The 26448-nt window shown below is 71.6% G+C and carries 23 protein-coding genes; 14 read left to right on the top strand and 9 right to left on the bottom strand.

Translation table 11 applies throughout. The features are described from left to right. Positions 1-2568, bottom strand: a complete 2568-nt coding sequence (glgP, locus tag ACFQE5_RS20690) for an alpha-glucan family phosphorylase (RefSeq protein ID WP_379587390.1) — start codon at positions 2566-2568, stop codon at positions 1-3. A gap of 197 nt (positions 2569-2765) precedes the next feature. On the opposite strand from glgP, the gene ACFQE5_RS20685 reads away from it, so the two are divergent. From ACFQE5_RS20685 to glgB, 7 genes are all read left to right on the top strand, one after another. Further along, a complete protein-coding gene (locus tag ACFQE5_RS20685; RefSeq protein ID WP_379588057.1) occupies positions 2766-4736 on the top strand; it encodes an alpha-1,4-glucan--maltose-1-phosphate maltosyltransferase in 1971 nt (656 codons plus the stop codon). A 387-nt stretch (positions 4737-5123) separates the two neighbouring features. Next, entirely contained in the window at positions 5124-5678 is a 555-nt protein-coding gene (locus ACFQE5_RS20680) for a hypothetical protein (RefSeq protein ID WP_379587387.1), read from the top strand. A 293-nt stretch (positions 5679-5971) separates the two neighbouring features. Then, a complete protein-coding gene (gene treS, locus ACFQE5_RS20675; protein WP_379587385.1) occupies positions 5972-7714 on the top strand; it encodes a maltose alpha-D-glucosyltransferase in 1743 nt (580 codons plus the stop codon). Beyond that, positions 7711-9120 (top strand): maltokinase N-terminal cap-like domain-containing protein, encoded by a 1410-nt coding sequence (locus tag ACFQE5_RS20670; RefSeq protein WP_379587383.1) that lies wholly within the window; start codon positions 7711-7713, stop codon positions 9118-9120. Before treS ends, ACFQE5_RS20670 begins: the two co-directional genes overlap by 4 nt. A gap of 39 nt (positions 9121-9159) precedes the next feature. Then, entirely contained in the window at positions 9160-9321 is a 162-nt protein-coding gene (locus ACFQE5_RS20665; RefSeq protein WP_379587381.1) for a hypothetical protein, read from the top strand. Beyond that, complete coding sequence (locus ACFQE5_RS20660) at positions 9321-9725, top strand: type II toxin-antitoxin system VapC family toxin (RefSeq protein WP_379587379.1); 405 nt, start codon at positions 9321-9323, stop codon at positions 9723-9725. The genes ACFQE5_RS20665 and ACFQE5_RS20660 overlap by 1 nt, the downstream gene beginning before the upstream one ends. Before the next feature lie 233 nt (positions 9726-9958). Beyond that, positions 9959-12244 (top strand): 1,4-alpha-glucan branching protein GlgB, encoded by a 2286-nt coding sequence (gene glgB, locus ACFQE5_RS20655; protein WP_379587377.1) that lies wholly within the window; start codon positions 9959-9961, stop codon positions 12242-12244. Here glgB and ACFQE5_RS20650 read toward each other — a convergent pair. After that, complete coding sequence (locus ACFQE5_RS20650; RefSeq protein WP_379587375.1) at positions 12201-13466, bottom strand: glycosyltransferase family 87 protein; 1266 nt, start codon at positions 13464-13466, stop codon at positions 12201-12203. The genes glgB and ACFQE5_RS20650 overlap by 44 nt on opposite strands. 76 nt (positions 13467-13542) lie before the next feature. On the opposite strand from ACFQE5_RS20650, the gene ACFQE5_RS20645 reads away from it, so the two are divergent. Next, positions 13543-14994: a neutral zinc metallopeptidase gene (locus ACFQE5_RS20645; RefSeq protein ID WP_379587373.1), complete on the top strand. Its 1452-nt coding sequence runs from the start codon at positions 13543-13545 to the stop codon at positions 14992-14994. Between the two features lie 39 nt (positions 14995-15033). Here the strand turns inward: ACFQE5_RS20645 and ACFQE5_RS20640 are convergent, their stop codons facing one another. After that, a complete protein-coding gene (locus ACFQE5_RS20640; RefSeq protein WP_379588055.1) occupies positions 15034-15948 on the bottom strand; it encodes a tetratricopeptide repeat protein in 915 nt (304 codons plus the stop codon). 160 nt (positions 15949-16108) lie between these two features. After that, the gene (locus ACFQE5_RS20635; RefSeq protein WP_379587372.1) at positions 16109-17014 is read right to left on the bottom strand and encodes an SCO6745 family protein; all 906 of its coding nucleotides are present in this window, start codon (positions 17012-17014) and stop codon (positions 16109-16111) included. A 247-nt stretch (positions 17015-17261) separates the two neighbouring features. Here ACFQE5_RS20635 and ACFQE5_RS20630 point away from each other — a divergent pair, with 247 nt between their 5' ends. Further along, positions 17262-17555, top strand: coding sequence for a hypothetical protein (locus ACFQE5_RS20630; RefSeq protein WP_379587371.1), 294 nt, complete (start codon positions 17262-17264; stop codon positions 17553-17555). A 93-nt stretch (positions 17556-17648) separates the two neighbouring features. On the opposite strand, the gene ACFQE5_RS20625 is transcribed toward ACFQE5_RS20630, so the two are convergent. Together ACFQE5_RS20625 and ACFQE5_RS20620 are read right to left on the bottom strand one after the other, a co-directional pair. Continuing rightward, complete coding sequence (locus tag ACFQE5_RS20625) at positions 17649-18371, bottom strand: alpha/beta fold hydrolase (protein WP_379587370.1); 723 nt, start codon at positions 18369-18371, stop codon at positions 17649-17651. A gap of 77 nt (positions 18372-18448) precedes the next feature. Beyond that, a complete protein-coding gene (locus tag ACFQE5_RS20620; RefSeq protein ID WP_379587368.1) occupies positions 18449-18751 on the bottom strand; it encodes an MTH1187 family thiamine-binding protein in 303 nt (100 codons plus the stop codon). 112 nt (positions 18752-18863) lie between these two features. Between ACFQE5_RS20620 and ACFQE5_RS20615 the strand changes: the two genes are divergently transcribed. Then, positions 18864-19367, top strand: coding sequence for a MarR family winged helix-turn-helix transcriptional regulator (locus tag ACFQE5_RS20615; protein ID WP_379587367.1), 504 nt, complete (start codon positions 18864-18866; stop codon positions 19365-19367). A gap of 371 nt (positions 19368-19738) precedes the next feature. Continuing rightward, complete coding sequence (locus ACFQE5_RS20610; RefSeq protein ID WP_379587366.1) at positions 19739-20860, top strand: hypothetical protein; 1122 nt, start codon at positions 19739-19741, stop codon at positions 20858-20860. Positions 20861-20879: 19 nt separating this feature from the next. Here ACFQE5_RS20610 and meaB read toward each other — a convergent pair whose 3' ends face one another. Together meaB and ACFQE5_RS20600 are read right to left on the bottom strand one after the other, a co-directional pair. Next, entirely contained in the window at positions 20880-21851 is a 972-nt protein-coding gene (gene meaB / locus ACFQE5_RS20605) for a methylmalonyl Co-A mutase-associated GTPase MeaB (RefSeq protein WP_379587364.1), read from the bottom strand. A gap of 22 nt (positions 21852-21873) precedes the next feature. Beyond that, positions 21874-23064, bottom strand: a complete 1191-nt coding sequence (locus ACFQE5_RS20600; protein WP_379587363.1) for an acetyl-CoA C-acetyltransferase — start codon at positions 23062-23064, stop codon at positions 21874-21876. Between the two features lie 132 nt (positions 23065-23196). Here ACFQE5_RS20600 and mce point away from each other — a divergent pair, with 132 nt between their 5' ends. The 3 genes from mce to ACFQE5_RS20585 all read left to right on the top strand — a co-directional run bounded on the left by mce (position 23197) and on the right by ACFQE5_RS20585 (position 26108). Continuing rightward, positions 23197-23652: a methylmalonyl-CoA epimerase gene (mce, locus tag ACFQE5_RS20595; RefSeq protein WP_379587361.1), complete on the top strand. Its 456-nt coding sequence runs from the start codon at positions 23197-23199 to the stop codon at positions 23650-23652. Positions 23653-23796: 144 nt separating this feature from the next. After that, positions 23797-25128, top strand: a complete 1332-nt coding sequence (gene ccrA / locus ACFQE5_RS20590; protein WP_379587360.1) for a crotonyl-CoA carboxylase/reductase — start codon at positions 23797-23799, stop codon at positions 25126-25128. 92 nt (positions 25129-25220) lie between these two features. After that, on the top strand, positions 25221-26108 hold the full coding sequence (locus ACFQE5_RS20585; RefSeq protein WP_379587358.1) for a hypothetical protein: 888 nt from the start codon (positions 25221-25223) through the stop codon (positions 26106-26108). A 45-nt stretch (positions 26109-26153) separates the two neighbouring features. On the opposite strand, the gene ACFQE5_RS20580 is transcribed toward ACFQE5_RS20585, so the two are convergent. Further along, positions 26154-26444 carry a hypothetical protein gene (locus ACFQE5_RS20580; RefSeq protein WP_379587357.1) on the bottom strand — a complete coding sequence of 97 codons (291 nt, stop codon included), beginning with the start codon at positions 26442-26444 and terminating at the stop codon, positions 26154-26156. Positions 26445-26448 lie beyond the last annotated feature (4 nt).

The raw sequence follows: 26448 nt of genomic DNA, 5'->3' as shown, positions 1-26448 counted from the left end.
TCAGCCAGCCAGAACGACCTTGCCCAGCTCCGCCGGCGAGGCCAGCAGCGGATGCGTGGGCAGCACCCGGACCGTGTAACCCGTGAGCCCGGCGTGCGGCAGCGCGACCACGGCCTCGAACCGCGCCAGTCCGTCGATCGTGCCGACATGCTTCATCGGCACGCTGACCGGGGCGTCGAGCTCATCGGACTCGTCGACCCGCCCGACGACGGCCTCCACCAGCACGTCGGGCGGTTCCAGCCCGGCCAGCTCGACAGCGGCCCGCACGGTCATCGGAGCCCCGACGACCGGCGTGTCCGGCAGCCCGGACGCGTCGACCCCGGCCACCGACACCCGCGACCACGCCGCGTTCAGCCGGGCCCGGTACGCGGCCAGCTCCCTGGCCCCGGCGTAGTCGTCGGCCGCGATGGCCGCGGCCGCGCGCGCGGCGGGCGCATACCAGTCCTTCACGTACTCCCGCACCATCCGGGTCGCCTGCACCTGCGGGCGCAGCGTGGCGAGCGTGTGCCGGACCAGTTGCACCCAGCGGCGCGGCACCCCGTCGGTTCGTTCGTAGAACGCGGGCGCCACCTGGGTGGCCAGCAGCTCGTAGAGCGCGTTGGCCTCCAGGTCGTCGCGCCGGACGGGGTCGGTGATGCCGTCGGCGGTCGGGATCGCCCAGCCGTTCGCCCCGTCGTACAGCTCGTCCCACCAGCCATCGCGGATCGACAGGTTCAGCCCGCCGTTGAGTGCCGACTTCATCCCGGACGTCCCGCACGCCTCCAGCGGCCGCAACGGGTTGTTCAGCCACACGTCGCAACCCCAGTACAGGAACCGGGCCATCGACATGTCGTAGTCGGGCAGGAAGACGATGCGGTGCCGCACGGCCGGATCGTCGGCGAACCGAACGATCTGCTGGATCAGCGCCTTGCCGCCGTCATCGGCCGGATGCGACTTGCCCGCGACGATCAGCTGAACGGGCCGGTGCGGGTCGAGCAGCAGGTCGCGGAGGCGATCGGGGTTGCGCAGCATCAGGGTGAGCCGCTTGTAGGTGGGGACGCGCCGGGCAAACCCGACGGTGAGCACGTCGGGGTCGAAGACGTGGTCGGTCCAGCCCAGCTCGGGGGCCGAGGCCCCACGCTCCAGCCACGCGGCCCGCACCCGGCGACGCACCTCCTCCACCAGCCGCGACCGCAGCGTCGCGCGCAGCGCCCACAGCGTGGCGTCGGAGGCGACGTCCTCGTCGAGGACGTCGGCGCCGTCGCCGAGCAGCTCGGTGATCTCGCGGGCCTCCCAGGTAGGCCCGTGCACCCCGTTCGTGACCGAGCCGATCGGCACCTCGTCGGCGTCGAAGCCCTCCCACAACCCGCCGAACATCTCCCGGGACACGAATCCGTGCAGCTTGGACACCCCGTTGGCGCGCTGGGCGAGACGAAGGCCCATGTGCGCCATGTTGAACATGTTCGGGTTCTCCTCGGCACCCAGCGCGATGACCCGGTCCCTCGGCACCCCGGGCAGCAGCCGGGAGCCGTGCGCGTCGCCACCGGTGAAGTAGTGCTGGACGACCTCGACCGGGAAGCGGTCGATCCCGGCCGGAACGGGGGTGTGGGTGGTGAACACGGTCCCGGCCCGGACCGCGGAGATGGCCTCGTCGAAGCTCAGCGCCCGGCCGGCGGTTCCCAGGGACTGGACCTGGAGCTCCCGGACCCGTTCAAGGCCGAGATGGCCGGCGTGGCCCTCGTTGGTGTGAAAGACGTCGGGCTCGGGATGGCCGGTGGCCGCGCAGAACGCGCGAACGGCCCGCACCCCGCCGATCCCGATGAGCAGCTCCTGTTTGATCCGATGGTCCTGGTCGCCGCCGTAGAGCCGGTCGGTGACCCCGCGCAGGTCGTGTTCGTTGGCCTCGATGTCGGTGTCGAGCAGCAGCAGCGGGACACGCCCGACCGCGGCCTGCCAGATCCGGGCCTTGAGCGAGCGACCCTCGGGCATGTTCACCTCGACGAGCACCGGCGCCCCGGACTCGTCGGCCAGCAGCTGCAGCGGAAGCCCCTGCGGGTCGAGCACCGGGTAGTGCTCGAGCTGCCAGCCGTCCAGCGACAGCGACTGCCGGAAGTACCCCGACCGGTAGAGCAGCCCGACACCGATCACCGGGACACCGAGGTCGGACGCCGCCTTGAGGTGGTCCCCGGCGAGCACCCCGAGGCCGCCGGAGTAGTTCGGAAGCACCTCGCTGACGCCGAACTCCATGGAGAAGTAACCGATCGCCGCGGGCAGCGACGGGTCGTCCTCGCGCTCGTTCTGGTACCAGCGCGGTTCGCGCAGATAGGCCTCGAGATCGTCGGCGAGCTCGTGCACCGTGACGACGGTCTCGGCGTCCGCGGCCAGTTCGGCCAGCCGGGCGGTGGTGATCTCACCGAGCAACCGGACCGGATCGTGCCCGACCCGCTCCCAGGCCTGCGGGTCGAGATGGGCGAACAGATCCTGCGTCGGCGGGTGCCAGCTCCACCGGAGATTGGTGGCCAACGCCTGCAGCGACACGAGCTGTCGCGGCAGCTGAGCACGGACGGTGAAGCGGCGCAAGGCTCTCACGCGGCAGCAGCGTACGGGGCCACCGCCGCCGCGCCGAACCGCACCACACGCCACCGCGGCCGCGGTGAACGGCCGGTGATCTCCGCGGGCCAATCGCCACCCGTTACCGGCCGGCGCGGAGCGGGTGGGTAGCGTTTGCCGAGAACACGACGGTGTCGAGGATGGCGGAGCAGGGGCCCGATCTGGGGGTGGCGCCGATGACCGGTCGGCTCGGGATCGATGATGTGACGCCGTCCGTGAACGGCGGCCGCCAGCCGAGCAAGGCCGTGGTCGGCGAGGTGCTGCCCATCGGTGCCACCGTGTGGCGCGAAGGCCACGACGCCATCGGGGCGAACGTGGTGTGGCAGCGGCTCGACGGCACGGCCGCCGCCCAGCACGTCCGGATGGTGCCCGAGGGCATCGGCACCGACCGGTTCGCCGCCACCGTCGTCCCCGACGAGCCAGGTCTGTGGACCTTCCGGATCGACGCCTGGTCGGATCCCTGGACGACCTGGCGGCACGCGGTCGAGGCCAAGCTCGCGGCGAACCACACCGCCGAGGAGCTCGCCAACGACCTGGAGGCCGGTGCCCGGCTGCTGCAGCGGGTCGGCCGCCGCCCGTCCGAGCGGGGGCAGCGCGACCTGCTTCTCGGTGCCGCGAACGCGCTGCGCGACCCCGCCCTGCCGCTGCACGCCCGGGTCGCTCCGGCGCTGTTCCCCGCCGTCGACGCGATCATGACCGAGCGGCCCATCCGGGAGCTGATCACCCGCGGCCGCCCCCACCAGGTCTACGTCGACCGGCGACGTGCGCTCTTCGGCTCGTGGTACGAGTTCTTCCCCCGTTCCACCGGCGGTCGCGACGAGACCGGCCGCCCGGTCCACGGTTCGTTCGTGACCGCGGCCAAGGAGTTGGACCGGATCGCCGCGATGGGCTTCGACGTCGTCTACCTGCCGCCGATCCACCCCATCGGCACGGTGCACCGCAAGGGCCGCAACAACTCCGTGCACGCCGAACCCGGCGACGTCGGATCGCCGTGGGCGATCGGCTCGGCCGAGGGCGGGCACGATGCGGTCGATCCCGAACTGGGCACCATCGAGGACTTCGACGCCTTCGTGGCGCGCGCCCAGGACCTCGGCATGGAGGTCGCGCTCGACTTCGCTCTGCAATGCGCCCCCGATCACCCCTGGGTTACCGAGCACCCGGAGTGGTTCACCCGGCGGCCGGACGGGACGATCGCCTATGCGGAGAACCCCCCCAAGCGATATCAGGACATCTACCCGCTCAACTTCGACAACGACCCGGCCGGCATCTACGCCGAATGTCTGCGGGTCGTGCTGCACTGGGTGGCACACGGCGTCCGGATCTTCCGGGTGGACAATCCGCACACCAAGCCACCGAACTTCTGGCACTGGCTGATCTGGCAGGTCAAGGCCCGCTATCCCGATGTGCTTTTCCTGTCCGAGGCGTTCACCCGCCCGGCCCGGTTGTTCGGGCTCGCCCGGCTTGGTTTCACCCAGTCCTACACCTATTTCACCTGGCGCACGAGCAAGGCCGAGCTCACCGATTTCGCCCTCCTGCACGCGCGCGCCGCCGACGAATGCCGACCGAATCTCTTCGTCAACACCCCGGACATCCTGCACGAGTCCTTGCAGACCGGTGGGCCCGCGATGTTCGCGATTCGCGCGGCACTCGCGGCCACGATGTCCCCAAGCTGGGGGGTCTACTCCGGTTTCGAGCTGTTCGAATCCGTGCCGGTGCGCGCCGGCAGCGAGGAGTACCGGGACTCCGAGAAGTACGAGCTGCGGCCGCGCGACTTTCACGCCGCCGCGGCCCGGGGTGACTCGCTGGAGCCGTGGATCACCCGGCTCAACGAGATCCGCCGAGCGCACCCGGCGTTGCAGCAGCTCCGCGAGATTCATTTCCACCACGTGGACAACGACGAGCTGATCGCCTACTCGCGTACCGACCCGGCCACCGGCGACACGCTGCTGGTGGTGATCACCCTCAACTCCCGCGACCCGCGGGAGGGCACCGTCTACCTCGACATGCCGGCGCTCGGCCTCGGCTGGGGGGATCGGATGGCCGTGTACGACGAGGTCAGCGGCGCGACGTTCCACTGGGGCCAGCGCAACTACGTCCGCCTCGAGCCCTGGGCCGCCGTGGCCCACATCCTCCACGTGAAGCGGTAGCGAGCGACACCGGGAACATCCCTGACGTGCAGGTCCGGCCGGAACACGAACCGGTCCCGGGGATGAGGCATACGAAGAAGACGGTTACCTTTCCGTCCGAAAAGGTGAGCGCCCGGCCGCGATCCACCTTTCCCGACCGGAGGCCCGACGCCCGACGCCGCGTGAACTGGCCGAGAAGGCCCACGACGCCATTGCGGGCTGAGTGCTTCGTGCGGCTCCGTTCCGGCTCCATGGACCGAACTTGTCGAATAACTTTCGCTGTCGAATAGGCTGTGCTCGATACGAGCAGGCTTCGCATGAGTTGTGGCAGGGGACCGGATGGATGCCGTGGCGAACTCCGTGGGTACTCGCCGCCACCAGGGGTGGGCGTGCCTGGGGTTGGCGGGTGTGCTGCTCCTGGTTGGCTGCGGCAGCAGTCTGGGGACCACGGATGCGGTGGATGGCGCAGGCCAGGGTTCGGGCACGGTTCTGACCGTGAACTTCGAGGTGACCGGTGACGCCGCCTTCTCGGGCAGCACCACGGAAGGTCCACTCTCCGCCGCCGGGAGCCTGACCCCCATCTCCTGTCCCGAATTCGCTCAAGGCTACCTGCAACAGAGCGATTCCGCAGACGGCACAGTAACCGCCCGGATCTTCTCCTTTCCTGCCCTGCTCGCCTCTGATCCGATCGGGGGCGCCACGGTGCTCGTCAATGTTGGCGTGTTCCGCTACCCGGGGCCCGGCACGTACACGAAAAGGCAGTTGACGGGAATTCCAGGGGAGGTTGCACTGATCGTCAACGGAACGGTTTTCAGTCCGAACTCGGACAACCCCGACTCGACGCTCGTGATCGAGGCCGACGGCAGCGGTTCGTGGACCTTCCCACATTTGGAGGCCCTCGGCAGCGGCGAGAACCGCGGTAACAGTATCAGCGGCACGATGACCTGGACCTGCCATGACTGAGACCGCTGTCCTGGCGGTAGGAGCCGGTCGATGAGCCATTCTGAGTAACGATTACCGGATCTTCGTGGCCGCCGGAGCGAGTGTTACGCCGAAGCAGGTCCCACCACGAGCGCAGAGCCCCGCGACAACGGCATCGACCCGTCGACCACCACCGCAGGCGACCCGGATACCCGCCCGCGCAAGCCCTCCGCTAGCCTCGCGCGCGTTGCGTTTGCGCCCCGGCCGCCGGACCGGAACGACTGGTCGGGTGGCTGGTCTCCCCGGCCCCGCTCGCAGAAGATCGTGAGAGCCCCATGCCGATCGCCCCGCAGGCCCCCGACGCCGCCGGCCACCCCCTGACCGACCGCTCCGCCGACGACCACGGCCACACGCGCACGCTGCACGTCGAGCGGGACTGGTTCAAACGGGCGGTCTTCTACGAGGTCCTGGTCCGGGCGTTCGCGGATTCCGACCGCGACGGGACGGGCGATCTGCGCGGACTCACCGAGCGCTTGGACTACATCAAGTGGCTCGGTGTGGACTGCCTCTGGCTCCCGCCGTTCTATGACTCCCCGTTGCGTGACGGCGGTTACGATATCCGCGACTTCCGGGCGGTTCTGCCCGAGTTCGGCACGGTCGAGGATTTTGTCGTACTGCTCGACGAGGCGCACCAGCGCGGTATCCGCGTCATCACCGACCTGGTCATGAACCACACCTCCGACACGCACCCGTGGTTCGAGGAGTCCCGGCGCAACCCGGACGGCCCCTACGGCGACTTCTACGTCTGGGCCGACGACGACTCCGGCTACCCGGACGCGCGGGTCATCTTCGTCGACACCGAGACGTCGAACTGGACCTACGATCCGGTGCGCGGCCAGTTCTACTGGCACCGGTTCTTCGCCCACCAGCCGGATCTCAACTACGACAATCCGGCGGTCCAGGAAGCGATGCTCGACGTTCTGCGCTTCTGGCTCGACCTGGGAATCGACGGGTTCCGGCTCGATGCCGTGCCCTACCTCTACGAGCGCGAGGGCACGAACTGCGAGAACCTCCCCGAGACCCATACCTTCCTCAAGCGGACCCGCAAGGTGATAGAGGACGAATATCCGGGCCGGGTCCTGCTCGCCGAGGCCAACCAGTGGCCGGCCGATGTCGTCGAGTACTTCGGCGACCCGGAGGTCGGCGGCGACGAATGCCATATGGCGTTCCATTTCCCGCTGATGCCGCGCATCTTCATGGCCGTGCGCCGGGAGAACCGCTTCCCGATCTCGGAGATCCTGGCCCAGACCCCGGCGATTCCGTCCGGCTGCCAGTGGGGCATCTTCCTGCGCAACCACGACGAGCTCACGCTCGAGATGGTCACCGACGAAGAGCGCGACTACATGTACGCGGAGTACGCCAAGGACCCGCGGATGAAGGCCAACATCGGCATCCGGCGGCGGCTGGCCCCGCTGCTGGAGAACGACCGCAACCAGCTGGAGCTGTTCACCGCGTTGCTGCTGTCGCTGCCCGGATCCCCGGTGCTCTACTACGGCGACGAGATCGGCATGGGCGACAACATCTGGCAGGGCGACCGCGACGCGGTGCGCAGCCCGATGCAGTGGACCCCCGACCGCAACGCCGGGTTCTCCACCTGCGACCCGAACCGGCTCTACCAGCCATTGATCATGGACCCGCTGTACGGTTACCAGGCCGTCAACGTCGAGGCGCAGCTGAACTCCACGACCTCACTGCTGCACTGGAACCGGCACATGATCGAGATCCGCAAGCGGCATCCCTCGTTCGGCCTCGGCAGCTACCATGAGCTGGGCGGGTCGAACCCGTCGGTGCTGGCCTACGTGCGCTCGACCGATGGGGACACGGTGTTGTGCGTGAACAACATGTCGCGGTTCCCGCAGCCGGTGGAGCTCGACCTCTCGGCCTGGGAAGGCTGGATCCCACACGAGCTGACCGGCGGGGTGCCGTTCCCGCGGATCGGTGAGCTGCCCTACCTGTTGACGCTGCCCGGTCACGGCTTCTACTGGTTCGCGATCACCCCGGGGGAGGAAATGGCGTGAGGTTCGCCGAGGAGCTGATCGCGCAGCTTCCCCGTTGGCTCGGCGCGCAACGCTGGTTCGCCGCCAAGGACTGGCCGGTCCGGTCCGTGACGATCGCGGACGACACGCCGCTGCTCACCGACCGAGATCCGCTCCTCGACCTGCTGGTCCTGGCCGTCGAGTTCGACGAGGCCGACGCAGGCGCGCCGCACTACTACCAGCTCCTGCTGGGCAGGCGCCGTGAGGTGCAGCCGGAGCTGGAACACGCCGTGATCGGCTCCGCCGACGGCATGATCGCCTACGACGGCCTCTGGGACCACGACGTCAGCGCCTGGCTGCTGGAGGCGATCCGCTCCGGGCACACGGCGGGCGCGGTCCGGTTCCGGCCCGAACCGGATGCCGAGCTCGCCGACCCCGGGCCGGGGAGGGTGCTGGGCGTCGAGCAGTCCAACACCTCGGTGGCGTGGGGGGAACGCAGCATCCTCAAGCTGTTCCGGCGCATCATCCCCGGCCTGAACCCCGACCTGGAGCTGCACCGGGCACTGCGCTCGGCCGGCAGCGAGCAGGTCGCGACGCTGCAGGGGGCGATCGAGGGCGTCGTCGGCGGCGAGCCGACCACGTTGGGCATGCTGCAGGACTTCGCGGCGAACTCCGCGGACGGCTGGGCGATGGCCCTGACCAGCATGCGCGACCTGCTCGCCGAGGGCGATCTGCGAGCCGACGAGGTGGGCGGCGACTTCGCGGGCGAGGCCCACCGGCTGGGCGAGGCCGTCGCCGACGTCCATCGTGAGCTGGCCGGGGCGCTCGCCACCGGTGAATGCGATCCGGCCGACCTGGCCGCCACGTGGCACCAGCGGCTGGGTGCGGCCGTGACCGAGGTCCCGCGGCTCGGCGAGCACATCGAGGGGATCCGCGCCGTGTACGACACCGTCGCCGCGCTCGGCGCACCGATCCCGATCCAGCGGGTGCACGGCGATCTTCACCTCGGACAGACGCTGCGCACCCCGTACGGCTGGTTGATCATCGATTTCGAGGGCGAACCGTCGGCCCCCCTCGCCGAGCGCAGGCGCCCCGATTCGGCGCTGCGCGATGTGGCCGGAATGCTGCGCTCCTTCGACTACGCGGCGTTCCACTCACTGCTGCAATGGGCACCCGAGGAATACGACGAGGAACCGGCCGAGCACGAGCCCCCGCACCTCTACCACGCCAAGGAATGGGCCGAGCGCAACCGTTCGGCGTTCTGCGACGGCTACGCCGCGCACGCCGGGGCCGACCCCCGCGAGCACGGCGCGCTGCTGCGGGCCTTCGAGCTGGACAAGGCGGTCTACGAGGTCGTCTACGAGACCCGCAGCCGCCCCACCTGGGCGCCGATTCCACTGGGATCGATCGCGCGGCTCACCGCGTCGGCCACGGCCGCCGAGGGCTGAGCGCACGGCACACCGGCGGCGATCGTCCTGCGCCCGGACGTGGTGCGGGTCCGGCGAGCGGAGGAGGCGATCGGCCGCGCACGGGAGATCGGAGCACTGCTGACCGCGGCGCGCGAGCAACCGCTCGAGCCCGCCGAGATCTCCGTTGCGCGAGCGGAGGAGCTGGTCGAGGCCGTCCGGGCCGGCCGCGCCCGGACCTGATGGACGCGTTCGACGCCGACGTCCTGATCTACGCCGCCGCTGCGGGGCATCCGATCGGCATCCGGGTGCGCGCGCTGTTCCCGCACGCCGCCAGCGCCATCGCCGGCGTCGGATCGGTGTTGCTGCTTCCGGAGGTGCTGGCCAAGCCGATGCGTGCGGCGGCGACCGCCGAGATCACCGCGCTCGTGGGGCTGTTGAGCCGCCTCGATCTGCGACCCGTCGATGCGGTCACCGCGGAGGTGGCGACCGCCCTTGCCGCATCGCACCGGCTCCGGGCGACCGATGCCGTCCACCTGGCGACCGCGGTCGTGGCCGGCGCCGACCGGTTCCTCACCAATAGCCGGAAGGACTTCCCGCCATCGATCACGGAGATCGACGTCGTCTATCCGGACGCCCTCGAGTAGGGGTATCCCGCGGCCCGGTCTGTCACGCTGCGGGCCTTCGAGCTGGACAGGCGCTCGACGAGGCCCGCAGCCACCCCACCTGGGCGCCGATCCCGCTGGGCTCGATCGCGCGAATCACGGCCGAGGCGGACGCCGACGGCCACCACCGCCGCGATCGCACCGATCGGACGTGAGCCGGTCGATCGGCGGTCCACGGGAGGCGCCACCGAGCGGGGCGCAATAGGGTTTCAGGGGTGGCGCTGGACAACACCCGCACGATCGATCCCTGCCCGCCGGACCCGGAGACCGTCGACCGACTGCTCGGCGGTGCCCACCACAATCCGCACGACGTGCTCGGCGCCCACCCACACCCCGACGGATCGGTGGTCCGCGCGCTGCGCCCGCACGCGGACGAGGTCTGCGTCCTGCCCAGCGGTGATCCCGAGCGGCGCTACCCGCTGGTGCGGGTGCATGAGGCGGGGCTGTTCTCCGGCGTCGTCCCCGGCCCGCCCGGCGACTACCGGTTGCAGGTGCGCTACGGCGAGGACATCCACGTCACCGACGACCCCTACCGCTGGCTGCCCACGCTCGGCGAGATCGATCTGCACCTGATCGGGGAGGGCCGCCACGAGCGGCTGTGGGAGGCGCTCGGCGCGCATCCACGCCGCTACGACACCGCCTCCGGGCCGGTGACCGGCACCAGCTTCGCGGTCTGGGCGCCCACCGCGCGGGGGGTGCGGGTCACCGGCGACTTCGACGGCTGGGCCGGGTGGACCCACCCGATGCGCTCGCTGGGCCGCGCCGGGGTCTGGGAGATCTTCGTTCCCGACGTGCACCCGGGCACCCGCTACAAGTTCCGCATCCTGGGCGCGGACGGGGTCTGGCGCGACAAGGCCGACCCGCTGGCGTTCGCCACCGAGCCGCCACCCGCCACCGCCTCGGTCGTCCACGCGCCCCGGCACGAGTGGGGCGACCGGGAGTGGATGGCGGCGCGAGCGCAACGCCGTCCGCACGCCGAGCCGATGAGCGTCTACGAGGTGCACCTCGGGTCGTGGCGGCGCGGGCTGGGCTACCGCGAGCTGGCCCATCAGCTCGTCGACTACCTGGGCGAGACCGGGTTCACCCACGTCGAGCTGCTACCGGTTGCCGAGCATCCGTTCGGCGGGTCCTGGGGCTACCAGGTGACGTCCTACTACGCCCCGACCGCGCGGTTCGGCCCGCCGGACGACTTCCGCTACCTCGTCGACACCCTGCATCAGGCCGGCTACGGCGTCATCGTCGACTGGGTGCCCGCGCACTTCCCGCGCGACGAGTGGGCGCTGGCCCGCTTCGACGGCACCCCGCTCTACGAACACGCGGACCCCCGCCGCGGCGAGCAGCCTGACTGGGGCACGCTGGTGTTCGACTTCGGCCGCCCCGAGGTGCGCAACTTCCTCGTCGCCAACGCGCTGTTCTGGCTCGAGGAGTTCCACGTCGACGGCCTGCGGGTCGACGCGGTGGCCTCGATGCTCTATCTCGACTACTCCCGCCCCGACGGCCAGTGGGTGCCCAACGTCTACGGCGGCCGGGAGAACCTGGACGCCGTCGCGTTCCTTCAGGAGATGAACGCGACCGTCTACCGCACCCACCCGGGCGTCATCACCATCGCCGAGGAGTCCACCGCTTGGCCCGGGGTGACCCGCCCGACGCATCTGGGCGGCCTCGGGTTCGGGTTCAAATGGAACATGGGCTGGATGCACGACACGCTCGGCTATCTCGGCCGCGACCCGATCCACCGCAGCTACCACCACAACCAGATGACCTTCTCGCTGATGTACGCGTTCAGCGAGAACTATGTGCTGCCGCTCAGTCACGACGAGGTCGTGCACGGCAAGGGTTCGCTGTGGACGCGGATGCCGGGCGACGACTGGAACAAGGCCGCGGGCATGCGTTCACTGCTGGCGTTCATGTGGGCCCACCCCGGCAAACAACTGCTGTTCATGGGCGGGGAGTTCGGGCAGGTGCGGGAGTGGTCCGAGCAACGCTGCCTGGACTGGGAACTGCTCACCGACCCGTTGCACGGCGGGCTGCGGCGGCTGGTCGGTGACCTGAACCGGATCTATCGCACCCATCCGGCCCTGTGGACCCGCGACAGCACCCCCGAGGGGTTCTCCTGGATCGACGCGAACGACGCGTCGGGCAATGTGCTCAGCTTCCTGCGCCTCGGCGTCGACGCCGACGGCCGGCCGACCGTCCTCGCGTGCCTCGCGAACTTCGCCGGGACGCCGCGCGAGGACTACCGGGTCGGGCTGCCGTTCGCCGGGCGGTGGCGCGAGGTGCTCAACACCGACGCCGAGTGTTACGGCGGATCGGGCGTGGGCAACCTCGGGGGGGTCGAGGCCGAGCGGTCCACCTGGCACGGTCGTCCGGCGTCTGCGGCGCTGCGGCTGCCGCCGCTGGGGGCGCTGTGGCTGGTGCCGGACGACACCGGCGGCCCGGTGCACCCGAGGGCCTCGCTCAGGGTCGGGCGTGGGCGAGGGGCGGACGGTTCGGCACCGTGATCGTCGGCTCGGGTGCCGCGCGCAGCAGCACCGCCCAGTAGCCGAGCAGGATCGCGCAGTACAGGGAGCCCCCGAGCGGCGCGAAGGGGTTCGCGGGCGCCCACAGCGCGCCCCAGGACACCGGGATCAGCGGCATCGCGAGCAGCACCGCGGCCGTTGGCCGCCACCGGGCACCGTGTGCGATCAGCACGAGCACCCCGGGCATCAGCAGCAGCAGGTAGTTGTGCCAGGCGATCGGGGCGGTGAGCAGCCCCGCCGCGACGACCGCCCAGGGCGCCGTGCCCCCGGGATCGACCCCTGCCCCGCGCCGGTGGTGCGCGCCCAGCCAGGCCAGCGTGCCCAGCAACAGCGCGACGCCGGCCGCCGAGCCGACGACCGAGGGCATGCCGAACCGGACCGCCAGCCCGGGCAGTGCGGCGTTGTCGACGGTGTCGGGCACCGGTTCGGCCACCGCGATCCGCAGCCACTCCAGCCCGCTCGACGGGCCCGCGACGAGCACACCCAGTAACGTCGCGGTCGCCGCCGAGCCCAGACCCGTCCACAGCGCGGCCCACCGCCGCTGCACCAGCGGGAGCAGCAGCAGCGGGGCGAGCGAGGGTTTGAGCGCGGCGCCGACCCCGTAGAGAACGGCCGCGAGCACAGGGCGCCCACGGCGCTGCGCGATCCAGCCCGCGACGAGCGCCACGAGCAACAGGCCGTAGATCTGCCCGAGGACCAGCGTCCCGTGCAGCGGCGAGGAGCCCAGCAGCGCGAGCAGCGCAGCCGCCGTCCACCGCTTCGGCAGGCGCAGCTCGCGGGCGGCCGCCCACAGCGCGGCCGCCACCATCAGCAGCGTGAGCAGCGCGAACAGCCGATAGGCCGGAAGCGGCCCGAGGAGCGCGAACGGGGTCAACGCCACCGTGAGCAGCGGCGGATTGAGGTTCGTCAGCTTGGCCTGGGTGTGGTAGATGTCCGCGCCCTGGGTGAGCGCGACCGCGGAGTGCCAGAACGTGTCGAAGTCGACGTGCAGCTCCCGCATGTCGGTCGAGGGCAGCAGCGTGACCAGCGCGTCGGGGTGGGCCCAGTGCAGCGCGACCGTGGTCACGAGGGCGGCGAGGACCAGCGCGGTGGCGATCAGCCGGTGCGGTGCCGTCCGGCGCGCCGCGGCCCGCGGCGCCGCCGGCCCGGCGGGTTCGGGCACGGCGAGGTTGGGCACGGCGAGGTTGGGCGACCGGTCCGACACGATCCCCGACGGTAGCCCGCGGCGCGCACCGCGCGCGGTCCTCCCCCTCGGGTGATCCGGACGCCAGAATGAGGGCGTGCGCACCGCCGGGGGGTCAGGGACGCGGCGCGCGCCCCGGGCCACCGGATGGCGCGTCCGGCTGGCGGTGATCGCGTTTCTCGCGACGCTGCTGGCTGGCTGCGCGCACGACGTCCCCGGCCATCCCGGCGCGGCGGCTCCCGCGGTCCCCGCCACCGCCGGTCCCGGCTCCGACACACGGCCGTCAGACGAGTCCGATCCGCCGTCGCCCCGTTCCACCGAGGAGATCACCACGTTGGCGGTGGCGGCGCTGGGCGACTACTGGCGCGCCGCCTTCCCCGCCTCGTTCGGCCGTCCGTGGGCACCGATCCGCGTCTTCGCGCCGGTCCACCCCGGCGATCCGGCCGCGGCCGCCCCGCCGTGCGTCCACGGTGCGACCGAGCTGGACGGACGGGCGTTCTACTGCCCGGCCGCGGACGCGGTCGTCTGGGATGCCGAGAACCTCCTGCCCCGGCTGCACCGCAACGTCGGCCCCGCGGCGGTCGCCGTGGTGCTCGCGCATGAGATCGGTCACGCCATCCAGAACAGGCTCGGCGTCGACGAGGCCCGGCACACCGAGCCCGAGCGCTATCCGACGATCCTGCTCGAGGCCATGGCCGACTGCTACGCGGGCGCCGCGCTGCGCCACCTGGCCGACGCGGCTCCGGTGGCCGTCCTGCCGATCGGTCCGCTCGAACGTGACGCCGCGCTGCTGGCGCTGGTCGAGTTCCGGGATCCGCTCGGCACCGAACCCGTCGACGACATCGCGCACGGCAACGCGTTCGACCGGGTCTCAGCGTTCCAGGACGGCTACGCCGACGGACCGGTGCGCTGCGCGGAGATGACGGTGGACAACCGGCAGTTCACCCAGCGCCGCTTCGGCTCCGCGGCCGACCGGGCGCGCGGCGGGGACCTGCCGATGCCCCAACTGCTCACGGCCATCTCCGGCGACGCCCGTGGCTGGTTCGGCGCGGTCGTCGCCGGCCACGACCCGGCGGCGGGCTGGCAGGCGCCCGCCCTCGAAACCGACCCCGGCGCGACGGCCTGCGACGAGGCCGCCCTGCGGGCCCAGGGCCCCGCTCGGTTCTGCGCGGCCGACGGGGCCGTGGTCGTCGACCGCGCGGCGCTGGCCCCGCTGCAACGGCGGTTCGGCGACTTCGCCGGTGCCACCCTCATCGCCAGCCGCTACGGCCTGGCGGCGCTGGCCGCGATGGCGGAGCCGACGACCGGCGCGAGCGCGGGCCGCACGGCCGTCTGCCTTGCGGGCGCCTACACCGGGCGGCTCATCGATCCGAGCGGCACGTTCGGGCTGTCGCCCGGCGACCTCGACGAGGCGATCGGAGTGCTGCTCGCCGCCGACTGGGCCGAGCGGGACGCGGCCGGCGAGATCGAACCGGCCGAGCACGGCTACGAGCGGGTGCTGCGGTTTCGCACCGGGCTGCTCGCCGGGCCGGCCGGCTGCGGAACCTGACCGAACGCCGCAGCCCGACCCCCCGCGACGGCGGCGCCGTCAGAACAGCGCGCGGGCGAGTGCGCGCCGCGCCGCGGTGACCCGCGGATCGTCGGCCGGGAAGAGTTCGAAGAGACCGACCAGATGCTCACGCACCCGGTCACGCTCCTCCCCGCCCGTCCGGCCCACGGTGGCGACCAGCCTGGCGAACGCCTCTTCGGCCCGGTCGGCCGCCAGTTCGGCGTCGGCCGCGGCCAGTTGGGCGTCCACGTCATCGGGGGCCTCGTCGGCCCGCGCGATCGCGGACGGGTCGGCGGCCTCGGCGCGGGCGAGGAACCGCACCTGCGCGAGCGCCGCCGTGGCCTGCTCGTTGGCCGGTTCGGCGTTGAGGATCTCCTGGTAGGCGGCCTCGGCGGCGGCGTAGTCGCCGCGCTCCAGCGCGTCCTCGGCCGCGGTGAAGCGGGGGTCGTCCGGTTCCTCGACCTGTTCGTCCTCCCCCGCCCCTGCGCGCGCCTCGGCCTCGCGGATGGCCGGCATGCGGTCGCGCAGCGCGTCGAGCAACGAGCTGATCCACTGCCGGACCTGCGGCTCGGGCTGGGCGCCGCTGAAGGCATCGACCGGTTGGCCCCCGACGACCGCAACGACCATCGGGATCGACTGCACACCGAAAGCCTGGGCGATCCGGGGGTTGGCGTCGATATCGACCTTGGCCAGCACCCACGCACCCTTGCCGGCGGCCGCCAGGCGTTCGAGGACCGGGGTGAGCTGCTTGCACGGTTCGCACCAGGACGCCCAGAGGTCGACGACCACGGGGATCTGCAGGGAGCGCTCCAGAACGTCGGTCTGGAAGGACTGCTCGGTGGCATCGATGACCCACTGGCCGCCGGGACCGTCTGCCGGGCCGCCGGAGGAGTGCGAGCGGGCCGCCGCTTCCGACCGCGCCTTCAGCGCGGAGAGGTCGACGGCTCTGGCCATCGCGGAGGACAGCGCCGCGGTCTGAGCTGCCTGACGGGGATCGGGACGGGACACGCTGCTCATCCTGGCACGTCCGCGATCCGGGTGATGGGGTCCCCCGGCCGGTACGAACGCCTCCCACGGCCCGGACCCCGGGTCCGGATCGGTGGCCTCGGGTGGCTCAGGCCCGGTCGGCCGGAGCGACCAGCGGCCGCAGGCCGATGGGGTTGGAGACGGGGAAGCCGTCCCCCGCGAGGATCGCCGACACCCATGGGCCGACGAGCCCGATGAGCCGCTCGGCCTGTTCGGCGCTCACGGCCGCCCAGGGGGCGTCCGCGGCGGCGTCGGTGGCCGCCTCGATCTCGCGCCGCAGGCCCTTTCCCGCGGGGGTGAGCGCGTCCGCACCGTCGAGCAGGCCGCGTTCGCGCAGCCGCTCGGTGGCCGCCGACCATTCCGCGTCCGACCAGCCGCGCCGCTCCCGCAGCCAGCCGGCCTCGACCCCGGTGTCGGCGCCGAACAGCACCAGGGCCTCGGCGGGGTCGAGCCCGACGGTCAGCAGCGCCGCGTTGTGGCCGTCGCCCCGGTGCTCGCGCAGGATCGTCTGCGCCTGCCAGAGCACGAGGTGCGGTTCACCGGGCCAGTCGAGGGCACGGTTGGCCGCGGCCATGGCCCGGCCGGGGAGTGGGGCGGCCAGGGCGGCCTCCCGAGCCAGCTCCGCGGCCTCGGCCATCTCGGCGGAGCCCAGGACCTCGTCCCCGAGCAGCCTGCGCAGGGCTGCGTCGACCGCCGCCAGCCGGGCGGCGAGGAACCGCTCGGGCGGCGCCACCTGCCAGACAGCGGGCACGGAGCGCGCCACGAGACCCGGATGAAAGGTGTGGAACAGCGCCGTCACGAGCTCCGCTGCTGCCTCACCCAGCGGGGCGGCCCGGAGCGCGAAGTAGCTCCTCCAGTAGCCCTTGGTACCGAGCGCGTCGCACACAGCCACCGACTCGGGAGCGAAGTACGTCACCCCGTGCAGCGGCTCGAGCGCCCGCCACATGCGCCGCGCCCTGGGCTGGTGATCGCCGTCCTGCTCCTGCCCCGCCATCGCGTGTCCTTCCGTCCCTGGCCGATCCCACCGGCTCCCTGACCGTATGGCGCCGCACCCGATGAGGCCACCGGCGGTCGGCGCGCCCGGCGGAACTCCGTCATGTCGATCACCGGACTGGCGGAGCACCAGACACCGAAACCGCTCGTTGAACAGACGGGAGAGACGACGCACCCCGACACGTCGTCACTCTGAGTAGTAGTTCGTTGCACCGCATCCCGCGGCTGCCCCAATCGGAGGATCCTGCATGAGCTCGGAGAACACCGTCGCTGATCGTCTGCTCACCGACGCCCGCAAGAAGACCGCCCGCCAGGAGAGTCCCGGCATCGGCAAGGCCGCCCTCATCGTGGGCATCATCGGCCTGATCATCAGCCCGATCTCGATCCTGGGCTGGATCGGCGGCCTGGTCGCGCTGGGCCTCGGCGCGGCGGGCGTCAGCCGGCCGGCGGCGGCCAAGCAGGCGAAGATCGCGCTGGTGCTCGGCGTGGCCGCCCTCGTCGTCGCGACCTTCTTCTACACCCTGAACCTCTCGCTGCGCTGACCTGACGAGCGCGGGCACCAGCGGCGGCCGGCGCGACCCGGATGCCTCCGGATCGCGCCGGCCCTCGTCGTTACGGCGTGCGGTGGGTCCCCATCAGGTCGTGGCCGTGGAACCGGCGCGGACGAGGATGTCCGCCAGCTCCGCCGGCCGGGTGAGGATCGGGAAGTGCCCGCCCGGAAGGTCGACCACCTCGGCCCCGATGTCCCGAGCCGTCCGCCGCGACCAGTCCGGGGAAACCACCTGGTCGTGCGAACAGATCACCGAAACGGTCCGGACCGCCGGCCAGGCCGTCAACGGGGTGGGTTCGCGCCCGATCTTCCAGCCCTGCCGCCGCATTGCCGACACCGCCCGCTCCACCTGCGCCGCAGAAACCTCGTCCGCGACACCTCGGTAGAGGTCGGTGAGCGCCACGTCCCTCGGCCAGGAGGTCGTGCCGTCCTCGTGCCGCTGCTGCCCGGCACCGAAACCGGGCGCCATCATCGACGGGTCGGCACGCAACTGGTCGACGTACGACAGGCCGGGCCGCGGGACGAGCGCCCCGACCAGCACCAGCGCCCGGACCCGCTCGGGCCCCAGCCGCTGCGCCACGACCGGCACGGTCAACCCACCGAGCGAATGCCCGACCAGGACCAGCGGGCCGGTCGGCTCGGGCCCCAGCGCGCTGATGACCGCATCGGCGTAGTCCGCCGCCCCCAGGTCCGGGTCCTGAGCCGGGAGGTCCACCGCGAGGGACGGCTGCCCCCGCGCGGCAAGTTCCGACTCCACTGCCGACCAGCACGACGCGTCGTGCCAGGCCCCGTGCACCAGGACGATCACAACGCCATCTTCGCCCATCGATCCGGCTCCGGGCCGCCGAGGCGTCACACGTCACGCCGACGCCGCGAGCGAGCCGGTCAGCGCTGCTCGAGGGCTCGCTCGACGCGCTCGACCTTGGCCGTGAGCTGCCCCGTGTGCCCTGGCCGGATATCGGCTTTGAGCACCAGGCTCACCCGCGGCGCGCGCGCCTGGACCGCCTCCACCGCGCGTTTCACCACGTCCATCGCCTCGTCCCAGGTCTCGGCCTCGATCGTGGTGAACATCGAGCTCGTCTCGTTGGGCAGCCCCGACTCGCGCACCACACGGACCGCGTCCGCCACCACGTCGCCGACACTGTCCGACCCGCCCCCGGCGGGCGCCACACTGAATGCCACCAGCATGACGGTCAGCCTGCCCCACCGGCTCCGGGGCGGGCGACCCGCCACGGTATCGATGGGGCGAGCCGCCGCAGCTCACGGTGGCATCGGTGCCGCACTGCTAGCGTCACATCCCATGGCATCGCGCGACCCTCTTCCATTCGACCCGATCGACAGGGCCGCGGAGCTATGGTCCGAGCGGATCGGACCGTCCGGCACGATGGCCGCCGTCACGAGCGTGATGCGGGTGCAGCAGATCCTGCTCTCCGCCGTGGACGGCGCGTTACGCCCGCACGGGCTCACGTTCGCCCGGTACGAGGCCTTGGTGCTGCTCAGCTTCTCGCGCCGCGGCCATCTGCCGATGCGCGTCATGGGCGAGCGGCTGCAGCTGCATCCCACGAGCGTCACCAACATCGTCGACCGGCTGCAGGCCGGCGGGCTGGTCCGGCGCATTCCGCACCCGACGGACCGCAGGGCCACCCTCGTGGAGATCACCGACGAGGGCAGGAACCTGGTGGAGGTCGCCACCAAGTCGGTGACCGCCATCGACTTCGGGCTCCGCGGCCTCACCCCGGCGCAGGCGACCCAGCTCACCGAGCTGCTGGGTCGCGTTCGCCGCGCCACCGGCGACTTCCGCTGAGCCGACGCCTGCACCGCGGCCCCACCCCGCGGGGTCACCGGCCGCTCCGGCGCGCCCGGCGCGGCCGCGCCGGGGCCTCGCCCTGGCTCTGCTCGGCACCGAACCGTTGCCGGTGTCCAGGACCGGCATCGCCCGGCCAGGACCGCATCGTCCGCCCCCGCCGGACCGACCGTCGACGGCGCCCGACCCGCCGCCCGACGCAGTAGCCCGCCACCCCGGCGCCTGCCGAACCCGCCACGATGCAGACCGAACACGTCACCAGATCCATCGCACACCCCCCACGAGACCAGCTCGGCCGAGCCGGCAATGCCGTTGACGCCCGTTGCGTCAACACCGTTGACGTTACGGTTCCGGACCGACAACATGGGCGCATGGGAGCCGAGAGCCTGGGGGCGGCGCTGCGGGCCGCCCGGCGCGAACGAGGCTGGTCGCAGTCCGAGGCGGCCCGCGAGCTGGCGGCGCTGGGCCGGGCCAGAGCAGCGCCCACCGCCTCGCTTGCCAGCCTGAAGACGCAGCTGTCCCGGTGGGAGAACGGTCATGCCCGCCCCGAGCCGCTCTACCGGCACCTGCTGGCCGAGCTCTACCGCAGTGCGGAGCTTGCCGCGGGCCCCGAACCCGAGCCGCCGGAGGATGCGACCGAGCGGCTGCGTGCGCTGCTCGCCGAGGCCGACGCCGTCGGCGACGATGCGCTGGCCCTGCTTCGCACGCAGTTCGAGGCCACTCGCAGGCTCGACGATCGGCTCGGCGCCGCGGGGTCGGGGGCCACGGTGCGCGCCCAGGTCGAGCAGCTCGCCCGGCTGCTCGCGCACACCCTCGTACACACGCGACGGCGCGTGGTCGCCGCCATGCTGGCCGAGGCGGCGCTGCTGGCCGGCTGGCAGGCGCTCGACCAGGATCGTCCCGACGAATCGTTCGCACGGCACGAGCAGGCCCGGCACGCAGCTCGCGAGGCGGCGGCACCCGCCCTGCTCGGCCAGGCGCTGGCCGGCCAGTCCGCGGTGCTCCTCGAGCTCGGGCTGCCCGGCCCTGCGCTCACCGTGCTGGAGGCCGCACCCGCGGATGGTCCCGGGGCGGCGTGGGCGGCGATGGCTCGGGGGGCGGCGCGCGCGGCCGCAGGGGACACGACCGAGTCCCACGTCGCGTTCACCGCGGCGGAGCGGGTGATCCGGGCGGCGCCGGGGCCCCCGGACCTCGTACAGCGCGGCTGGGCGCTCGACTACGACGGGCTGCATCGGCGGCGCAGTGCCGCGCTGGCCCGGCACGGCGACGCGGAGGCGTTGGCCGGATTGCGGGCGGCAGCGGCCGGCGATCGGCTACCGGTCCGGGAACAAGCCACCTTGCGCGCCGACCTCGCGTTCGCGCTGGCCGATCGCGGCGCGGCCGAGGACGCGGCCGAACACGCGCGTCACGCCCGGATCCTGGCCACCCGGATCGGATCGCACCGGGTACGTCATCGCCTCGACCGGTTGCCGGTCACCCGGGCCGGCGGATGAGCACGGGCAGGCCGCCGGATCAGGCTCCGGCCATCCCGTCGAGCAGCTCGTCGGACGCGCGGTACGGGTCGATGTCGCCGGCCGCCACTCGCTTCGCCAGCTCCGGCAGCCCGATGGCGCCCCGGACATCACCGAGCCGGGCGCGCACCTGCTCGAGCGCGATCGCCTGTATCTCGGACTCGGCGCGCTGCAGGCGCCGGCGGTCCCGTTCGCCGGAGCGATCGAGCCATGCCCGGTGGGCGTCGACGGCCGCGACCACCTCGTCGACCCCCTCGCCGCGGGACGCGACCGTCCGCACGATCGGCGGGGTCCAGATGTCGCCGTCACCGTTGCGGCGGTCCCCCAGCGAGACCATGTACCTGAGGTCCCGAGCGGTCTGGGCGGCGCCGTCCCGGTCCGCCTTGTTGACCACGAAGATGTCCGCGATCTCGAGAATTCCGGCCTTCGCGGCCTGCACCCCGTCGCCCATTCCGGGTGCGAGCAACACGATCGTCGTATCGGCGAGGGAGACCACGTCGACCTCGGACTGGCCGACGCCGACCGTCTCGACGAGCACCACATCGCATCCGGCGGCGTCGAGCACGCGCAACGCCTGCGGCGTCGACCACGCGAGACCACCGAGCTGGCCGCGGGTCGCCATGGACCGGATGAACACGCCGTCGTCGGTGGCGTGCTCACCCATCCGGACCCGATCCCCCAGCAGGGCGCCGCCGGAGAACGGCGAGGACGGGTCGACCGCCAGCACCCCGACCCTCTTGTGCTGCCGGCGCAGCGCGGCGACCAACGCGGACGTCGAGGTCGATTTCCCGACGCCCGGCGCCCCGGTCAGGCCGACCACCTGCGCGCGGCCGGTGTACGGCGCGAGCGCGGCGGCGACCTCGCGCAGCTGCGGGCTGGCGTTCTCCACCATCGAGATCAGCCGCGCGACCGCGCGAGCCTCACCGCGCCGGGCCCGGGCGACGAGATCGACCGGATCGAGCCGCAGTGTCATGGGGATCCGTCCGGTCGGCGGGCTAAGCGCTCGCAGGGACCCGAATGATCAGGGCATCGCCCTGACCACCGCCACCGCACAGCGCGGCGGCGCCGGTCCCGCCCCCGCGACGCCGCAGCTCCAGCGCGAGGTGCAGGACGATGCGAGCACCCGACATCCCGAGCGGGTGTCCCAGCGCGATGGCACCGCCGTTGACGTTGACCTTGTCCGCGCTGAGGCCCAGCTTGCGCGACGATACGACGGAGACGGCGGCGAACGCCTCGTTGATCTCGGCCAGGTCGAGGTCGGCGGGCGAGATGCCCTCCTTCGCGCACGCCTTGACGATCGCGTTCGCCGGCTGCTCGTGCAGGCTGGCGTCCGGGCCCGCGACCACGCCGTGCGCGCCGATCTCGGCGAGCCAGCTCAGGCCCAGCTCCTCGGCCTTCGCCTTGCTCATCACGACGACGGCGGCGGCACCGTCGGAGATCTGCGACGAGGAGCCGGCGGTGATCGTGCCGTCGGACGCGAACGCCGGGCGCAGCGCAGCGAGGCTCTCGGCTGTCGTCTCACCACGGATGCCTTCGTCGGTGTCGACGACGAGCGGCTCGCCCCGGCGCTGCGGGATCTCCACCGGCGCGATCTCCTCGGCGAGGATCCCGTTCGCGGTGGCCGCCGCGGCCCGCTGGTGCGAGCGGGCCGCGAACTCGTCCTGCTCGGCCCGGGTGATCTCGTAGCGGCTGTTGTACTTCTCGGTGGACGCACCCATCGCGACCTGGTCGAACGCGCAGAACAGCCCGTCGAAGGACATGTGGTCCTGCAGGCTCACATCGCCGAACTTGATGCCTTCGCGGGACTTGCTGAGCAGGTGAGGTGCCTGGGTCATCGATTCCTGGCCACCGGCCACGACGATCTCGAACTCGCCGGCGCGGATGAGCTGGTCGGCGAGCGCAATGGCGTCGATTCCGGACAGACAGACCTTGTTGATGGTCAACGCGGGGACGTCCATCGGAATGCCGGCCGCCGCGGCGGCCTGGCGTGCGGGAATCTGCCCCGCGCCGGCCGTGAGGACCTGCCCCATGATCACATACTCGACCTGTTCAGGCGCGACGCCGGCCCGCTCGAGCGCCGCTTTGATGGCGACACCGCCGAGCTGCGCACCGGAGAAGTTCTTGAGCGAGCCGAGAAGCCGCCCCATCGGGGTACGAGCTCCGGCCACTATGACGGATCCGGACACAACAGGCCTCCAGCAATAAGTGATGGCGGGCGATGGATTGACGATACCTTCGAGATCCTCACCTCGACCCCCCGGCGAAGGCCGACAGAGTGAGAGTCCGGACACGCTGTGCCGCGATTACATTTCTCACCCATGACAACTGATCCGAAGACGTTGGGTGCTCTTGTCACCGCAGTCGACCACGTCGGTATCGCGGTCGCCGACCTCGACCAGGCAATCGCATGGTACGCCGACACCCTCGGGCTGATGGCCACGCACACGGAGACCAACGAGGAGCAGGGCGTCCGCGAGGCCATGCTCTCTGCCCCGGGCGACCCGGGAGCGCAGATCCAGCTTCTGGCTCCGCTGCGCCCCGATTCGGCGATCGGGAAGTTCCTGGACCGCAACGGCCCGGGAATCCAGCAGCTGGCCTACCGGGTCACCGATATCGACGCGGCGAGCGCGATTCTGCGCGACAAGGGACTGCGACTGCTCTACGACGCACCGCGGCGCGGCACCGCGGGCTCACGGATCAACTTCATCCACCCCAAGGATGCCGGTGGCGTCCTGGTCGAGCTGGTCGAACCCGCCCGGGCCGCCACGCACTAGTCATCTCGGACGGGCAGTGGCGTGTTATGGCGTCGGTCACCATGCTGGGCGACGACTCCACGAGAAACGGACTCCGAGTACTATACTGATCGGTAACTTTGTATCCCAAGCAACGGGACACGACTCAGCCATCGGAGGCAGGCCGTGCAGGAGATCCTCGACGCGATTCTCGCCGAGCAGTACGACGCCGTTGGCGGGCTGCCCGTCCCGGATCACTACCGGGGCGTCACCGTTCACTCCGAGGACGCGAGCATGTTCGAAGGGATCCCCTCGAAGGAGAAGGATCCGCGTAAGAGCCTCCATCTCGATGAGGTGGCCACGCCCGAGCTCGGCCCCGGTGAGGCGCTCGTCGCCGTGATGGCCAGCGCCATCAACTACAACACGGTCTGGACCTCGATCTTCGAGCCGTTGCCGACGTTCGGCTTCCTCCGGCGCTACGGCCGCATTTCGCCGCTCACGGCCCGGCACGACCTGCCGTACCACGTCGTGGGCTCCGACCTGGCAGGTGTGGTCGTGCGCACCGGGCCCGGCGTCAACGCCTGGAAGCCCGGCGACCGGGTCGTCGCGCACTGCCTCTCGGTCGAGCTGGAAAGCCCCGACGGGCACTCCGACACCATGATGGATCCCGAGCAGCGCATCTGGGGCTTCGAGACGAACTTCGGTGGCCTTGCCGAGCTGGCGCTGGTGAAGTCGAACCAGCTCATGCCCAAGCCCGAACACCTGACCTGGGAGGAGGCCGCCAGCCCTGGGCTGGTGAACTCCACCGCCTATCGGCAGCTCGTGTCCCGCAACGGCGCGGACATGAAGCAGGGCGACACCGTCCTCATCTGGGGGGCCTCGGGTGGGCTCGGCTCATACGCCACGCAGTTCGCGCTCAACGGCGGCGCCACCCCGATCTGCGTGGTGTCCTCCCCGGAGAAGGCGGAGATCTGCCGCAAGATGGGTGCCGAGCTCGTCATCGACCGCAACGCCGAGGGCTACAAGTTCTGGAAGGACGAGCAGACCCAGGACCCCTCGGAGTGGAAGCGGTTCGGCTCGAAGATCCGCGAGCTGACCGGCGGCGACGACCCCGATATCGTCTTCGAACATCCCGGCCGGGAGACCTTCGGTGCCAGCGTCTACGTCGCACGTAAGGGCGGCACGATCGTCACCTGCGCCTCGACGTCGGGCTACGAGCATCAGTACGACAACCGCTACCTGTGGATGAACCTCAAGCGGATCGTCGGCTCGCACTTCGCGAACTATCGCGAGGCCTGGGAGGCCAACCGGCTCATCAGCAAGGGCCTCATCCACCCGACACTGTCGCGTGTCTACCCGCTCGCCGAGACCGGTCAGGCCGCGCACGATGTCCACCACAACGCCCACCAGGGCAAGGTCGGCGTGCTCTGCCTCGCGCCGCGGGAGGGGCTGGGCGTCACCGACACCGGCAAGCGCGGGCGGTGCCTCGAGGCGATCAACCGGTTCCGCGGTGTCTGACCGTCGTGGGTTGGACCGCCGAATCGCCGAGGTGAGGGTCGCCACCGGCGACGTTCGCGTCGCGACGGGGACCAGCAGGTACGGTGAGGCTCATGACCGGGAATCTGGACACGTTCGCGTCCGAAGCCGGTTTTTCCATCGCTCGACGGGGCTATGACCAGGCCCAGGTCGACAGCCACCTGCGCCGGCTCGACACCGAGATCCGTCTGCTGACGGCCGATCGCGACGCGGCGGTCAACCAGGTCGCACAGCTCGCCCGTGAGCTCGACGAGGAACGCAGCCGAGCGGAGGCGCTGCGCCTGCAGATCCGCAAGCTGTCCGCGCCGCCGCAGAGCGTCGAGGGCATGAGCGAGCGGCTACGGTTCATGCTCCGGCTCGCCGAGGACGAGGTTGCGGACATGCGCAGCCAGACCGAGAGCGAGACGTCCGCGCGGCTGCGTCAGGCTGAGCAGAAGGCCAACGCGATCATTGCGGACGCGGAGGCCCGCGCGAAGGAGATGAACGCGCGGACCCGCACCCAAGGCACCGAGCTGGAGATCCGGCGTAAGGCCGCCGAGCAGGCGATCGAGCGTCGTCGCGCCGAGGTCGAGAACGAGCTGGCCCGTGCCGCCGCCGAGGCGCAGGCCGAACGGTCGCGGCTGTGGACGGAGGCCGCGAACGAGCGGGCGACGATCGAGGAGGACTTCGTCCTCGCGATGGACGCCCGTCGCACCGAGGCCCTCGCCGAACTGGAAGCCCACCTCGCCGAGGGCCGCCGCGAGGCGGCCCGGGTCAAGGAGGAGGCGCACGCCGAGGCCCGCCGCAAGATCACCGAGGCCACGGCCGAGGCCACCCGGATCGTGAGCGAGGCGGAGCGTCGGCTGGCCGAGCTGACGACGTTGCGCAGCCGAATCGTGGAGCAGTTGGGCACGGCCCGCGCGGTGATCGACCGCACCATCGGGAACGAACTCGCCGAACTTCCCGATGAAGCCCCCCTGTGAGTGCGTAACAGTGTTCTAACACTGTTACGCACTCACAGCCATGTCCTACCGGCGACGACGCCCCGGCCGCCGTCGCTCCCGTGCGTCCCAGCACGGTGCATGCCAGTGCCTGCGGTCCTCGACCGAGCCGTACTCCCCGGCCGGCCAGGCCACGACATGTCCCGTCCCAGCAGGAATCACCTGGTCACAGCCGGGACAGCGATAGTCCTTCAGCGAGGCTGAGCCGGGCACACTGCGTACGAGCCAGTCGCCGTCGGCACCGCTGTGGGTTCGGGTGATCGCCGCGGACCGCAGCGGAACGTGCGGTCGGCGGCGGGGCGGGTTCGAGCGGGGCACGGCA

The sequence above is a fragment of the Pseudonocardia hispaniensis genome, from assembly GCF_042658695.1.
GTDB lineage: Bacteria > Actinomycetota > Actinomycetes > Mycobacteriales > Pseudonocardiaceae > Pseudonocardia > Pseudonocardia hispaniensis.
The sequence above is the reverse complement of the archived record's forward strand: the minus strand, read 5'-3'. Positions and strand labels throughout refer to the sequence as shown.